Origin of the sequence: Clostridium sp. CAG:43, from assembly GCF_000434655.1 — a bacterium.
GTDB classification, from domain to species: Bacteria; Bacillota; Clostridia; order Lachnospirales; family Lachnospiraceae; genus Otoolea; species Otoolea fessa.
On record NZ_FR895107.1, the window covers coordinates 10577 to 25591 of the forward strand.

The 15015-nt window shown below is 50.0% G+C and carries 12 protein-coding genes and 2 pseudogenes; all 14 read left to right on the plus strand.

Annotation, left to right across the window (positions count from 1 at the left end):
- A pseudogene (locus QVO97_RS10115) lies at positions 1 to 397 on the plus strand (glycoside hydrolase); the annotation flags it as partial.
- A gap of 964 nt (positions 398 to 1361) precedes the next feature.
- Entirely contained in the window at positions 1362 to 2162 is an 801-nt protein-coding gene (locus tag QVO97_RS10120) for an OadG family transporter subunit (protein WP_022360206.1), read from the plus strand.
- A gap of 28 nt (positions 2163 to 2190) precedes the next feature.
- A complete protein-coding gene (locus QVO97_RS10125) occupies positions 2191 to 2511 on the plus strand; it encodes a biotin/lipoyl-containing protein (protein ID WP_022360207.1) in 321 nt (106 codons plus the stop codon).
- A gap of 63 nt (positions 2512 to 2574) precedes the next feature.
- Positions 2575 to 3726, plus strand: a complete 1152-nt coding sequence (locus QVO97_RS10130; RefSeq protein ID WP_022360208.1) for a sodium ion-translocating decarboxylase subunit beta — start codon at positions 2575 to 2577, stop codon at positions 3724 to 3726.
- A gap of 251 nt (positions 3727 to 3977) precedes the next feature.
- Positions 3978 to 4154 (plus strand): aspartyl-phosphate phosphatase Spo0E family protein, encoded by a 177-nt coding sequence (locus tag QVO97_RS10135; protein WP_243105342.1) that lies wholly within the window; start codon positions 3978 to 3980, stop codon positions 4152 to 4154.
- Between the two features lie 230 nt (positions 4155 to 4384).
- A complete protein-coding gene (mraZ, locus tag QVO97_RS10140) occupies positions 4385 to 4810 on the plus strand; it encodes a division/cell wall cluster transcriptional repressor MraZ (RefSeq protein ID WP_022360210.1) in 426 nt (141 codons plus the stop codon).
- On the plus strand, positions 4807 to 5745 hold the full coding sequence (gene rsmH, locus QVO97_RS10145) for a 16S rRNA (cytosine(1402)-N(4))-methyltransferase RsmH (RefSeq protein ID WP_022360211.1): 939 nt from the start codon (positions 4807 to 4809) through the stop codon (positions 5743 to 5745). Before mraZ ends, rsmH begins: the two co-directional genes overlap by 4 nt.
- A 169-nt stretch (positions 5746 to 5914) precedes the next feature.
- The gene (locus tag QVO97_RS10150; RefSeq protein WP_337496620.1) at positions 5915 to 6316 is read left to right on the plus strand and encodes a cell division protein FtsL; all 402 of its coding nucleotides are present in this window, start codon (positions 5915 to 5917) and stop codon (positions 6314 to 6316) included.
- 25 nt (positions 6317 to 6341) lie between these two features.
- On the plus strand, positions 6342 to 8465 hold the full coding sequence (locus QVO97_RS10155; protein ID WP_022360213.1) for a peptidoglycan D,D-transpeptidase FtsI family protein: 2124 nt from the start codon (positions 6342 to 6344) through the stop codon (positions 8463 to 8465).
- 203 nt (positions 8466 to 8668) lie between these two features.
- Positions 8669 to 10351 carry a peptidoglycan D,D-transpeptidase FtsI family protein gene (locus QVO97_RS10160; protein WP_369678411.1) on the plus strand — a complete coding sequence of 561 codons (1683 nt, stop codon included), beginning with the start codon at positions 8669 to 8671 and terminating at the stop codon, positions 10349 to 10351.
- An 88-nt stretch (positions 10352 to 10439) separates the two neighbouring features.
- Positions 10440 to 11396 (plus strand): phospho-N-acetylmuramoyl-pentapeptide-transferase, encoded by a 957-nt coding sequence (mraY, locus tag QVO97_RS10165; protein ID WP_022360215.1) that lies wholly within the window; start codon positions 10440 to 10442, stop codon positions 11394 to 11396.
- Positions 11397 to 11406: 10 nt separating this feature from the next.
- Positions 11407 to 12776, plus strand: a pseudogene (gene murD, locus QVO97_RS10170) (UDP-N-acetylmuramoyl-L-alanine--D-glutamate ligase).
- A gap of 277 nt (positions 12777 to 13053) precedes the next feature.
- Complete coding sequence (locus QVO97_RS10175; RefSeq protein WP_022360217.1) at positions 13054 to 14208, plus strand: FtsW/RodA/SpoVE family cell cycle protein; 1155 nt, start codon at positions 13054 to 13056, stop codon at positions 14206 to 14208.
- Positions 14209 to 14314: 106 nt separating this feature from the next.
- The coding region (locus QVO97_RS10180; protein ID WP_369678412.1) for a UDP-N-acetylglucosamine 1-carboxyvinyltransferase at positions 14315 to 15015 on the plus strand (701 nt) is incomplete at its 3' end.

Genomic DNA, 15015 nt, shown 5'->3' on the forward strand with positions numbered 1-15015 from the left:
GGGCGGCAAGAAATATTATCTGAACGCATCCGGCGCGATGCAGGCGGGCTGGCAGAACCTGGGCGGAAGCTGGTATTACTTTGACGGCTCCGGCGCCATGACGACGGGCTGGCAGGCAGTCGGCGGAAAGTGGTATTACATGAATGAGTCCGGCGTGATGCAGACCGGCTGGCTGGATCTTGGCGGTAAGAAATATTACCTGGATGCCAGCGGCGCGATGTACGCAGGTATTACGTTCGAGATGGATGGAAATACCTGGCAGGCAGCGGCAGACGGAAGCTGCACGGTAGTTCTGCCGGAGGAGAATGCGGCGGGAAATGGCGGTTCGACGGATGGACAGACTCCGACAACCGGAAGCCAGTCACCGGTGCAGCCGTCCGGTCCGGCAGGGGTATAATATAAATATGATTTGAACCAGTACCCAGATATTGGGGCTGATTCAGTTAAAAAAATGAAAAAGTAAACAAATTCGAACGGAAATAACTTGCTTTTTTGCCGACCTCATTATACAATGTTAAACAGGCAAAAAAATGGACTTGCTTATGGGATGGAGGAAACCAGCATAAGTAATCTGGCATAACATGACGTTTCAAACTGCTATATCAACTGTATGTGCAAGATAAGCTGCGGCTGTTCCGGTGCGGATTTGACGAAAGATGCGAGGCTCTTCTGGCTGCAAATTAGGAAGAGCCTCGGTATACGTTATATCGGCAAAAGCGCAGAATCGGGATGGCGGGCACAGAAGTAGTGCGAAAGCGGGGGCGTTTGTCAGCAGGAAACTGTGAAAGCAGTGGTTCGCAGGCAGGCAGCTACGCGGAGACGCAAGCAGGGAAAGGTCGGAGAATGCAGATTCCGGATTTAGTACTGCATGGAAGCAGCGTGTTTTTACATATTGTATAATGATTATATAATCAGAACCGTCGGCGGAGTTGTAGTGCTAAAAAAGGGATGTCAGTGCGGCTGGCTGCCGGAATCATTTCCGGAAACAGGGATGAGGGCAGTGTTTGTCATCAGTCAGGCACCGGACAGCGCTTATGTGAGAATCGAATAAGAAGTCAGTGGTACAGATGTTTATGTATGCATGGCTATTAAAGTCGGATTCGCATAGACGGAAGTGCATGCCATTTATGTATGCAGAGGAGATTGTACAATCCTCTGCTGCCGCAGCGTGTCAGATGGAGAATTCCCGGAGTGGATGACAAGCTCTGGAAATTTTGCAAAAACACCTGCAAACACAGATAGGTGGGAAGTATCACGGATGGCGCCATGAAAGAAACATGGATGCTGTCAGGATATGATTCACGAAGAAAGAGGGACGTCCGTCAAAGCATGGAACGATCTAATTACGAGGTGACACATTTATGAAACAGAATATGAAAAGAATGCTGCTTGTACTTTGCATGGCAGTCTGCTTTTTCGCTCTGTCCGCCTGTGGTAGCGCTTCTGAAGAAGCGGTAGAGCCGATTTCTCCGGAGATCGAGCAGACCATGAGCGATGGCGCTAAGAGCTATCTGGAGCAGTTCGCCAGCTACAGTGACGAAGATCTGGCAGCACAGCTGAAACAGGCTGAGAAGCAGAAAAACACAGTCATTGAGTCTGCAATTTCTTCCTGGACCAGTTCTAAGGACGATTTAGGCAAGATGGGTGAGATTCAGAGCGTGACCGTAGAGCGCGCCGATGATGACAGCTACACAGCAGTTGTTCAGGCTTCCTTTGAGAAGAGAAACTTGACTTTCTCCCTGACCGCTGAGGAGAGCGTAAGCAGCTACGGCGGTACTTCTCTGGTACCGACCGAGTTATCCTTTGTTGTAAACTACAGCTTCGGTGAGAAGATGGAGAAGGCAGCATTAAATACCCTGATGGGTATGGGTACCGTATTCCTGGTACTGATTTTCATCAGCTTAATTATCAGCAGCTTCAAGAAGGTTAACGAGATTGAGGCAAATGTAAAGGCTAAAAAAGCAGGAGCAGAGGCACCGGCAGCAGCACCGGCACCTGTACAGACTGCAGCACCGGCAGCAGCGCCGGCACGTACCGCAGCACCAGCAGCAGGCAATGCGGCAAACGATGGAGAACTGGTAGCAGTTATTACTGCAGCGATCGCAGCAGCAACCGGCGTACCGGCAGACAGCGTAAATATCCGCTCCATTACACGTAAATAATCATCGATAAAATCTGGAGGAATTTAAAATGAAGAATTATACTATCACCGTAAATGGTACAGCATATCAGGTAACCGTAGAAGAAGGATTTGCAGGCGCAGCAGCTCCGGCTCCAGCAGCAGCACCGGCAGCAGGCGGCGTAACCATCACATCCCCGATGCCAGGTAAGATCCTTGGTATTAAGGCAGCAGCTGGCACAGCTGTAAAACGTGGTCAGGTTATCCTGCTTCTGGAAGCTATGAAGATGGAGAACGAGATCGTAGCTCCTCAGGACGGTACCGTTGCCAGTGTTAATGTTGCAGTAGGCGATATGGTAGAACCGGGCGCAGTTCTTGCTACATTAAACTAATCTAATTTTTATAAAACTGGCTGAAAAAATACGGGATATGTTATTCCGTTTGGAGGAATTAATATGGAATATATAACAACTACATTGTCCAATCTTCTTCAGCAGACAGCATTCTTAAACCTGACATTTGGAAACATCGTTATGATTTTCGTAGCGCTGATTTTCCTGTATCTGGCAATCGGAAAAGGATTCGAGCCGTTACTGCTTCTTCCTATTTCCTTTGGTATGCTGCTTGTAAATATCTATCCTGATATTATGAGATCGATTGAAGACTCATCGAACGGAGTTGGTGGACTTTTACATTACTTTTATTTACTGGATGAGTGGAGTATCTTACCATCCCTCATCTTCATGGGTGTCGGTGCGATGACAGACTTCGGTCCGCTGATCGCTAACCCGAAGAGCTTCCTGCTCGGTGCAGCTGCTCAGTTCGGTATCTACGGCGCTTACTTCATGGCTATCTTCATGGGATTCAACGATAAGGCTGCGGCTGCTATCTCCATCATCGGTGGTGCAGACGGCCCGACCTCTATCTTCCTGGCTGGTAAACTTGGTCAGACAGGTCTGATGGGACCGATTGCCGTAGCAGCTTACTCCTACATGGCTCTGGTTCCGATTATCCAGCCGCCGATCATGAAACTCCTTACCACCAAAGAGGAGAGAGAGATCCGTATGGAGCAGCTTCGTCCGGTATCCAAACTGGAGAAGATTCTGTTCCCGGTTGTTGTTACAATCGTTGTCTGCATGATTCTGCCGACAACTGCTCCGCTGGTTGGTATGCTTATGCTTGGTAACCTGTTCCGTGAGTCTGGTGTTGTTAAGCAGCTGACAGAGACTGCTTCCAACGCCCTGATGTACATCGTCGTTATCTTCCTGGGTACTTCCGTAGGTGCTACTACCAGTGCAGAGGCTTTCTTAAACCTGGATACCATCAAGATCGTAGTTCTGGGTCTGATTGCATTCGCTCTGGGTACTGCAGCAGGTGTTATCTTCGGTAAGATTATGTGCAAGGTAACTCATGGTAAGGTAAACCCGCTGATCGGTTCCGCAGGTGTATCTGCAGTTCCGATGGCAGCACGTGTATCCCAGAAGGTTGGTTCTGAGGCAGATCCGAGCAACTTCCTTCTGATGCATGCAATGGGACCGAACGTAGCTGGTGTTATCGGTACTGCCGTAGCAGCAGGTACATTCATGGCTATCTTTGGCGTGAAATAGGATAGAGCAGATTTATTCTGAATAATGTATTTATATAGTAGGGTGGGATTCTTCGGGATCCTGCCCTATTGTTATATGCAAACGTCGGTTGCTGTTCACGGGTAGGCACTTTTGGAACCGAAACGTCGTTTTTTGTCGAATTTAATCGGTCGAAATAGTTTGCTTTTTGCTGGTGGAAGACGTAAAATGACAGTGAAGTAAGGAGGAATGGCACTAGAGAATAGAAAAGGAGAATGCATAGGATGGCGGATATGAGAGAAGAATTAGTTCAAAAGATTGAACGGGCAAGACAGCAGCTGAATCAAAATATTGACACAAAGGCAGCATATGACATAATTTATCACTACAGTGTGGAGCTTGACAAACTCTTAAATCAGTATATCGGGCTGGAGACGGAGACTGAAAGAGGGCTGGAGACGGCGCTATAAAATAAGAGTGGAAATAGAAACAAATATAGATAAGTACAGAAAACTCAGGTACATGTGTTCGGAAAAAGAACCGGTGCCTGAGTTTTCTGATTTTTTTTCGATTTAGACCTTGCCATTTTGATGGGCATGTACTAAAATAAACATAACAAGTGGTAGAAAGTGGTGAAAAGTGGAACGAAATGGATTTTCGGGACACAAAAGTGGTACACATCGGATGACGGGTGATTGATATGTTCATGGGAGAATACAATCATACAATCGATGCGAAGGGACGTTTGATCGTTCCGTCGAAGTTCAGGGAACAGCTTGGAGACGAATTTGTGGTGACAAAGGGGTTGGATGGCTGTCTTTTTGTGTACGATAACACCGAGTGGAAAAAGTTCGAAGAGAAGTTACAGGCACTCCCACTTACCAATCAGAATGCCAGAAAATTCTCCCGTTTCTTTCTGGCAGGTGCCTCGGCGTGTGAGGTGGATCGTCAGGGACGAATCCTGCTTCCTTCGGTTCTGAGGGATTTTGCAGGACTCGAGAAGGAGGTTGTCCTGGTCGGCGTCGGAAGCCGGATCGAGATCTGGAACAAGGCGACCTGGGCGGAGAAGAATGTCTATGATGACATGGAAGAGATTGCAGAAAATATGGAAGGCCTTGGCATATGATATTTAATCACAAATCAGTATTATTAAATGAGACGGTTGACAGTCTCTGTGTAAAGCCTCAGGGTATCTATGTGGATGGGACACTGGGAGGCGGCGGTCACGCGAGCGAGGTGGCGGCACGGCTGGGAGACGGCGGACGCCTGATCGGGATTGATCAGGATGCGGACGCGATTGCGGCTGCGTCAGAACGTCTGGCTCCCTTTGGAGATAAGATAACCGTTGTGCGGAGCAATTATGAGCGGATTGCACAGGTGTTAGATGAGCTGGAGATTCCGCAGGTGGATGGAATTTATCTGGATCTGGGTGTGTCTTCCTTCCAGCTTGACACAGCGGAACGGGGATTTACCTATCGCGAGGACGATGCGCCGCTGGATATGCGGATGGATCAGAGAAATGAGCAGACCGCGAAGGACATCGTCAATACCTACAGTGAGATGGAACTGTACCGGATCATCCGGGACTACGGTGAGGATCGGTTTGCGAAGAATATTGCAAAACACATCGTACAGGCACGACAGAAAAAAGAGATTGAGACGACAGGCGAGCTGACGGAGATCATCCGGGCATCGATTCCGGCAAAGGTTCGGGCGACCGGCGGTCATCCGGCAAAGCGTACGTTTCAGGCGATCCGGATCGAGTTAAACCGGGAACTGGATGTGCTGGAAGATTCGATCGATACGATGATTGAGCGCCTGGCACCGGGCGGACGGCTTTCGATCATTACGTTCCATTCCCTGGAAGATAGAATCGTAAAGAACCGTTTCCGGACGAATGAAAATCCATGCATCTGCCCGCCGGATTTTCCGGTCTGTGTTTGTGGACGCAAAAGCCGCGGCAGGGTGATTACAAGAAAACCGATTCTTCCGACCGATCAGGAGATGGAAGAAAATCCGCGTTCCAAGAGCGCAAAGCTCCGGGTATTTGAAAAATCATAAACAAAAGCATAACTGCACCGCAGAACAGAGATCGTTTCAGGTGCGGGGGAGATAAAAGAGAGAAAAAGCGAAAGAGCAGGGAGGGAACGTTATGTCTGTCAGAAGGAGACAACATGTATCGGCCTCCACGTATGTGGACGGTAATACCGTGCGAAAAGTTCAGAGAACCGTGGAGATAAGACCAGAAAGAGATGAGAGAGAGGAGTACCGGCATAAACACGCCGTGCGCCGCAACCAGGAAAAGGCGCTTTATATGAACGGACCGTATGTGCTGGCGTTGACCATCGCTGCGCTGATCACGCTGGTTTTATGTATGAATTATCTGCATAAGCAGGCGTCGATCACGACCCGTATCAACCACATTGAGGATCTGGAGCTGAAACTGGAGAACCTGAAGTCCGAGAATGATGCACTTCAGACCCGGATTGACACGTATGTGGATCTGGATCATGTATATAAAGTGGCGACCGAAGAGCTCGGCATGGTATATGCAAATAAGGATCAGATTCTTTTATATGACAAGACGGAAAGCGAGTATGTAAGACAGTATGAGGACATCCCAAAACACTAACGGCAGACAGACCTTTCGGAAATATATGCAGGAAAAGCTGGCAATTACCGTCCTGGTAATTATGCTGGCTTTGTTTGCATTGGTGCTGGTGCTTTATAATCTGGTAAAAAGTAAGGGCGAGTCGTACAATCAGATAGTCCTGAGCCATCAGGACTATGAGAGCCGCACGATTCCCTACAAGCGCGGCAATATTATCGACCGGAACGGGACGTATCTGGCGATTAGCGAGAAAGTTTACAATCTGGTCGTCGATCCGAAGCAGATTCTGGATACGGAGGAGAACTACCAGTATCTCGATGCCACGCTGGACGCGCTGGTGGAGTGCTTCGGTTACAAGCGGGACGAGCTGCAGGCGATGATCGAGGAGAAAAAAGACAGCCAGTATGTGATTTATGCGAAACAGCTTCCGGCAGAGGATAAAGAGAAATTTGAGACTTATGAGAAGGACAAGAACAAGGAATACCGGGCGCTGCCGACGGAGGAAGGCGGCAACCAACGTATCACGGGCGTATGGTTCGAGGAAGAATATAAGAGAACGTATCCGTACAATGAGCTGGCATGCAATGTGGTCGGTTTTGCCCTCAAGGATGGCAATGCATCCGGCGGTGTTGAACAGTATTATAATGATATCCTGAACGGTGTGAGCGGTCGTGAGTATGGTTATTTAAACGGCGATTCGAACGTCGAGCGAACGGTAAAACCGGCGCAGAACGGAAAGACGCTGGAGTTGACGATCGACGTCAACATCCAGAAGATTGTCCAGAAATATCTGGACGAGTGGCAGGCGGGCATTGGAAGTAATCTGGCGGCGGCGATCGTCATGGATCCGAACAGCGGTGAGATCCTGGCGATGGATACGACGACCCGTTACAATCTGAATGATCCGTACAATTTAAGCACCTACTATACGGATGAGGAAATCCAGGCGATGGATGAAAAAACGAAGTCCGAGGCGTGGTATAAAATGTGGAGAAACTTCTGCGTGAGCGACTCCTATGAGCCGGGTTCTCCACAGAAAGCATTTACGGTAGCCGGGGCGATCGAGGAAGGCGCGATTTCCGGAAACGAGGTCTTTGAGTGCGGCGGAAAACTGCATTTCGGAGACTGGGATATCCGGTGTGTTGCCCGAGCCGGTCACGGACCGCTGACGATCACACAGGGATTGATGAAATCCTGCAACGTCGTTATGATGCGTATTGTATCACTGGAGGGAAAAGAGAAGTTTGTCCAGTATCAGAAGATTTTTGGATTTGGCGAGAAGACGGGCATCGACCTTCCAGGCGAGGCGTCAGGTCTGATTTATCAGGCATCCAATATGGATCCGGCTTCTCTGGCGACCAACGCATTTGGACAGAACTATAACTGTACGATGGTGCAGATGGCAGCCGGATATGCGTCCTTAATCAACGGCGGTTCCTATTATGAGCCGCATGTGGTAAAAGAGATTCTGAACGACGAAGGATCCGTTGTCAAATCCGTTTCCCCAAATCTGGTGCGAGAGACGGTTTCGGAATCGACCTCGAACTTCATTAATAATGCGCTTTACCAGACAGTATCAGGTGATGGCGGTACCGCGGGCGCGGCGGCGGTTGCCGGTTACGAAGTGGCTGGTAAGACAGGTACGGCGCAGAAGCAGCCGCGTGCGGAGAAGAATTATCTGGTTTCCTTTATCGGATATGCACCGGCATACAATCCGCAGGTACTTTGCTATGTGTTAGTAGATACCCCGCATCTGCCGGGCGAACAGCAGGCACATTCGACTTTTGCCAGCGAGATTTTCAGCAAGATCATGGCGGAAGTCCTTCCATATAAGAATGTATTCCCGGCAGGTGGCGCGGCACAGGATCTCGAGACCAATCTTTCCGGCCAGGAAGAAGGCATTATAAGCGGGACAGCGACCGAGGATCCGAATGCAGCTGAAACACCGGCAGAGACGACTCCGGCTCCGGAGGGCGGCTGGGCGAACTACGATGAGGAATTTATCGATTCCGGAGACGAGTACAGCTATCCGGATACGATGGGAAATGTGCAGGACGAATCGGCGGCGGTTGGAAACGGTGAAACGGCTGGAACGGGCAGAGACACCGGAACAGCGGATAATGCCGGAGAAACGGCAGCTTCCCAGGAAGCGCAGGCAGCGGGAGATTAAGAATTGTGTCGGTCGGCAAGACTTATCTATCCTGCGTGGAAAATACAGAATAAAGAAACGGTTCTTATGATATACTGTAGCAATGAGATCAGACAGGAAGCAGTATGAATCGGAACCGGACGCATCACAGAGGAAGAACTGTCTTTTTGTGCGCCGCCATCTGCCTGTGCATGGCAGGATTGGCGGGGAGACTGTTCTTCCTCATGCTGTATAAAGCGGATTATTACAGCCAGATGGCGGAGGAGCTGCATCGGCGGGAGCGCAGTATCAAAGCGCCGCGCGGGCGGATCCTTGACCGGAACGGAACGGTGATTGCCGATAACCGGACTGTATGTACTATCTCAGTGATTCATAATCAGGTAAAAGATCCGGAGACAGTTATCCGGGTTTTAAGCGAAGAACTGGGACTTCCGGAGGCGGAGGTGCGGAAAAAGACGGAAAAACGATCTTCCAGGGAGGTGATCAAGTCCAATGTAGAGAAAACGCGGGGCGATGCGATCCGGGCAATGCGCCTGGAGGGAGTCAAGGTGGATGAGGACTATAAACGATATTATCCATATGGACATCTGGCATCGAAAGTGCTGGGATTCACCGGGGGAGATAATCAGGGGATCATCGGTCTGGAAGTACAGTATGAGAAGTATTTAAAGGGCACGGATGGCAAGATCCTGACGCTCACGGACGCGGCGGGGATCGAGCTGGAAAATGAGGCGGAGGATCGCATCGAGCCGGAGGCAGGGCGGGATCTGCAGGCGAGTCTGGATGTCAATATCCAGATGTACGCGGAACAGGCGGCGTACCAGACGATGCAGAAAAAGAATGCGAACCGCGTCTCGATCATCGTGATGAACCCGAAGAACGGGGAAATCTATGCAATGGTAAATGCACCGGAGTTTTCATTGAATGAGCCGTTTGAGCTGGTGACAGATGGAAAAAACGAAGATTCAGAAACAGAAGAAGACATATCCTGGAAGAATGAAGTGCAGTCACACGCAGCATCAGCGCAAAATAAACAAGCTCTCCTCAATCAGATGTGGCGCAATCCCTGTTTAAATGATACATACGAACCGGGGTCTACATTCAAAATCGTGACTGCCGCTGCGGGACTGGAGGCGGGCGTGGTCAACCTGACTGACCAGTTTTCCTGCCCGGGATTTCGGATCGTGGAAGATCGGAAGATTCGGTGTCACAAGGTGGGCGGACACGGCGGGGAGACGTTTTTACAGGGAATGATGAATTCCTGCAATCCTGTTCTGATCGATGTCGGGCAGCGGCTGGGACCGGAGCGGTACTATCAGTATTTTAAGCAGTTTGGTCTGCTGGGAAAGACTGGGATTGATCTGCCGGGTGAGGCGGGGACGATCATGCACCAGCCGGATCAGATCGGACCGGTGGAGCTGGCGACCGTCTCTTTTGGGCAGTCGTTTCAGATCACGCCGATCCAGCTCATTACAACGGCATCCTCCCTGATCAACGGAGGCACGCGCATCACACCGCACATCGGTATCCGTGCCGTGCGGGCAGATGGTCAGGCAGTCCACGTGTTTGCCTATCCAAAAGAGGAGAGAATCTTATCGGAGCAGACGAGTGAGACGCTGCGTTATATTCTGGAACAGGTGGTGGCGGAGGGGAGTGGAAAAAACGCCCGGATCGAGGGCTACCGGATCGGCGGAAAGACGGCAACCTCGGAGAAACTTCCAAGGAGCCGGAAAAAATATATTTCCTCATTTTTAGGGTTTGCACCGGCGGACGATCCGCAGGTGATCGCGCTCATCACCATCGATGAACCGGAAGGAATCTACTATGGCGGGACGATTGCCGCCCCGGTGATCCGCGATCTGTTTGAGGTCATTTTGCCGTATCTGGGGGTGGAGAAAAGAGGTTGATTATTCCCCTAAAAAGACGTATACTATTGAGGTGTATAAATTGAGGAACTATCTCTGTATACATAGGAAGATAAGTTAGAGGTGTGACATGGTAAATGAAACAATACTGGCGGTTATCATCGCATTTGTGGTCAGCGCAGTGCTGTGCCCGATCGTGATACCGTTTCTCCACAGGTTGAAATTCGGACAGCAGGTGCGCGATGACGGACCGCAGACGCATCTGAAAAAGCAGGGAACCCCGACGATGGGCGGTCTGGTAATTCTTTCCAGCATCATCATTACGTCTCTGCTCTATATCCGGGATTATCCGAAGATCATTCCGGTGCTGTTTATGACTGTTGGATTCGGCGTGGTTGGATTTCTGGACGATTACATCAAGATCGTGATGAAACGTTCGGAGGGCTTAAATCCGATCCAGAAGCTGATCGGACAGTTTGTGATCACAGGTATTTTTGCCTATTATATTGTAACCTCACCGGACATCGGAACAGGGATGCTGATTCCATTTACCGGCAAGTATTTACAGCTTCCGGTCTGGCTGTTTGTACCGGCACTGTTCTTCATCATTCTGGGAACTGACAATGGCGTGAACTTCACAGATGGTCTGGACGGCCTGTGCACCAGTGTGACGATTCTGGTAGCAACGTTCTTTACGATCGTGGCGATCGGGGAGAACAGCGGCATTAGCCCGATTACCGGCGCAGTAGTTGGAAGTCTTCTGGGCTTTCTTCTGTTCAATGTTTATCCGGCGCGTGTGTTCATGGGCGATACCGGTTCACTGGCACTCGGCGGTTTTGTCGCTTCCAGTGCCTTTATGATGCAGATGCCGATCTTTATCGCGATCGTGGGTCTGATTTATCTGGTGGAAGTATTATCTGTTATTATTCAGGTAACCTATTTTAAGAAGACGGGCGGAAAGCGCTTTTTCAAGATGGCGCCGATCCATCATCATTTCGAGCTCTGCGGATGGTCTGAGACCAGGGTCGTAGGCGTATTTTCGATTATTACGGCAATCCTTTGCCTTATAGCATACTTAGGATTATAGGAGGAAGATTATGAGTCAGAAAGTATTAGTAGCAGGAACAGGTATCAGCGGTATTGCAGCTGCAAAGCTCCTTCTCTCAAAAGGCGGGGAGGTAGTGCTTTACGATGGCAATGAAAAACTGGATCCAGAGGAGCTGAAAAAGAAATTTGACGAAGGCGCGACAATCACGTTCGTCCTCGGAGAGCTGAAAAAGACGGATTTGTTAGGCGTGGAGCTGGCAATTTTAAGCCCGGGCATCCCGACCGATGCACCGTTTGTAGAGATGATTCGTGAAACCGGTATTCCGATCTGGGGCGAGATGCAGCTTGCATATCACTGTGCCAAAGGACGTATGGCAGCCATTACCGGCACGAACGGAAAGACAACGACGACTTCCCTGACCGGCGAGATCATGAAGTCATTCTATGACAGCGTATTTGTAGTTGGAAATATCGGTGAGCCGTTTGCATTCCACGCATTGGAGACAACGGATGAGACCGTAACTGTCGCAGAGGTATCGAGCTTCATGCTGGAGACCATGACTGATTTCCACCCGAATGTAAGCGCTATTTTAAATATTACCCCGGATCATCTGGATCGTCATAAGACGATGGAATGCTACATCGAGACGAAAGAGAGCATTACCAAGAACCAGAAAGAGGGCGATGTCTGTGTCCTGAACTATGAGGATCCGGTACTGCGTGAATTTGGTGAGACTTTAAAAGACATCAAGGTGGTATATTTTTCCAGTCTGCGTACCCTGAAACAAGGTTTCTACCTGAAAGAGGATGAGATTGTATACAACGACGGCGAGAAAGAGACCGTGATTGTCAATATCCACGATCTGAAGCTACTTGGCCGTCATAACCATGAAAATGTTATGGCAGCGGTTGCTATCAGTATGAACATGGGCGTTCCGCTGGAGAAGATCCAGAAGGTGATCAAGGAATTCAAGGCAGTTGAACACCGCATTGAGTTCGTAACCGAGCGTTTTGGTGTCAAATACTACAACGATTCCAAGGGAACCAACCCGGATGCAGCGATGCAGGCGATCAAGGCGATGCCGGGACCGACCTTATTAATCGCAGGCGGATATGATAAGCATTCCGAGTTTGACGAGTGGATCGAGAGCTTTGGCGGAAAGGTACGCTATCTGGTGCTGATCGGCCAGACCCGCGACAAGATTGCCGAGTGTGCAAAACGCCACGGCTTCAATGATATCATGTACGCGGAAGATCTGCAGGAGGCTGTACAGGTATGCAGGAGGCTGTACAGGTATGTGCATCCTACGCAAATCCAGGCGATAACGTCCTGCTTTCACCGGCATGTGCAAGCTGGGGGCAGTTCAAGAACTTTGAAGAGCGCGGACGCAAATTCAAAGAGTTTGTGAGAAATTTGTAATACCAAGGTTCAAAGGTCGGAAATCCGACGCAAGATTGCTTGCAGGAGGAATTGTGACTTTTGAGAATTGCGGAGTGCAAAGCACGCAGCAATTCAGTATTGGAAGAATAAAGCTTACTGGGCACGTATGCGTGAACAGTAACGAATAAAGGCTTAATGTATTTAAGGGGGCTGTCGCAGCCGGCATTTGTCTGCGGCAGCCCTGATTTGAAGGAAAAACTGCCGTTTACAGGCAGAATTTCGAAACTGTAACAACAAAAAGCAGGGGAGTGGAAGTATGCCGGAACCGGGAAAAATTAAAAAGAAAAAACCACATCGGTTTTATGATTACAGTCTGTTGTTTACCATCATTTTCCTGACGGTATTCGGACTGATCATGATTTACAGCGCGAGCTCCTATAAGGCGCAGCTTGATTACGGCAATCCGGGATATTTTATGCTTCGTCAGGCGGGCATCGCGGGTGTCAGCTTTGTTGCGATGTATATCGTCTCCAAGATAGATTATCACTGGTTTGCGCGGTTTGCGATGCTGGGATATATCGCTTCATACGTGACGCTGCTTCTGACGCGTTTTACACCTCTGGGCGTGGCATCGCATGGTAAGAAGCGCTGGCTGCGCCTGGGACCGCTCCAGTTCCAGCCGACCGAGATTGTCAAGATTTCCCTGATTCTGCTTCTGGCGGTTCTGATTGCCAATTTGGGCGTGCGGATCAACCAGCTGCGGGCAGTCGGATTTATCGTGGCGCTGTCGGCGCCGCTGGCACTTTTAGTTACGGCGAACAACTTAAGTTCTGGTATCATCATCTGCGGCATCGTGTTTGTGATGCTGTTTGTGGCGTGCAAGATCAAATGGCCGTTTTTCCTCTGCATCGGAGGCGGCGTCGGACTTCTGGCGGTCGCCCCCTATATAGGGCATCTGCTGGTAAAGCTCCATATCCTGAAGGATTATCAGCTGGGACGAATCAATGTCTGGGTCAACCCGGTGCAGTATGCACGTTCCGGCGGTTATCAGGTGCTCCAGGGTCTGTACGCGATCGGTTCCGGCGGTCTGTTTGGAAAGGGACTGGGTGAGAGTCTCCAGAAGCTCGGTTTCGTGCCGGAGGCGCAGAATGATATGATTTTTTCGATTATCTGTGAGGAATTAGGTCTGTTTGGCGCGATTTCGGTCATTCTGATTTTCATGTTTATGATTTACCGCTTCATGGTAATTGCTGGAAATGCACCGGATCTGATGGGTGCGATGATCGTGATCGGCGTGATGGCACACATCGCGATTCAGGTTATCTTAAATATCGCGGTTGTTACGAATACGATCCCGAACACGGGTGTTACGCTGCCGTTTATCAGTTACGGAGGTACGTCCGTCATGTTCCTGATGCTGGAGATGGGGATGGTGTTAAGCGTCTCGAACCAGATTAAGCTGGAGCAGTAGGAATATTTGGCGGAGTTACATATTTACTTCGGAAAATGTAGAAAATGAGAACCATTTTCTCTCGTTGGCATATAATAATACATAGATGCCGGTGGGAGGGGATTGTTTGGCTTTCATCGAGATTCACGGACCGTGCCGGATTCAGGGCGGACTCACGGTGCAGGGGTCGAAAAATGCAGTTTTGCCGATGATGGCGGCGTCGGTGTTAAACCGCGGAATTACCGTGCTTGAAAATGTCCCCAGAATACAGGATGTGTTCTGTATGATGGGGATTCTTGATTCTCTGGGATGCCGGTGTGCGTTGCACGGAAACCGTCTGGAAATCGATACTTCGAAGATGAATGGCTGGCGGATCGAGCAGAATGCGATGGGGAAAATGCGCTCGTCCATTATGCTTTTGGGAGCGCTCCTGGGACGCTTTTGCGAGGCGGGTGTCTACAGCCCCGGCGGATGTATGATCGGAAAACGTCCAATCGACTGGCATTTGCGGGCACTCCGTGCGCTGGGCGCGGAAATACAGGAACCGGAGCCGGACGGCTTCCTGCATGCACAGACAACGGGACTTCGCGGGGCAGAGATTATTTTTCCGTTTCCGAGTGTCGGCGCGGTGGAAAATGCCCTGTTTGCCGCTGTGGCAGCGGTGGGGCGGACGGTTCTGCGGGGATGCGCGCGGGAACCGGAGATTGGACAGCTGTGCCATTTCCTAAATGGTATGGGGGCATCGATCCGGGGGATCGGGACGGATGCGCTGATCATAGAAGGCGGATTGCCGCTCCATGACAGCCGGTTTGTGATCGGCGGCGACCG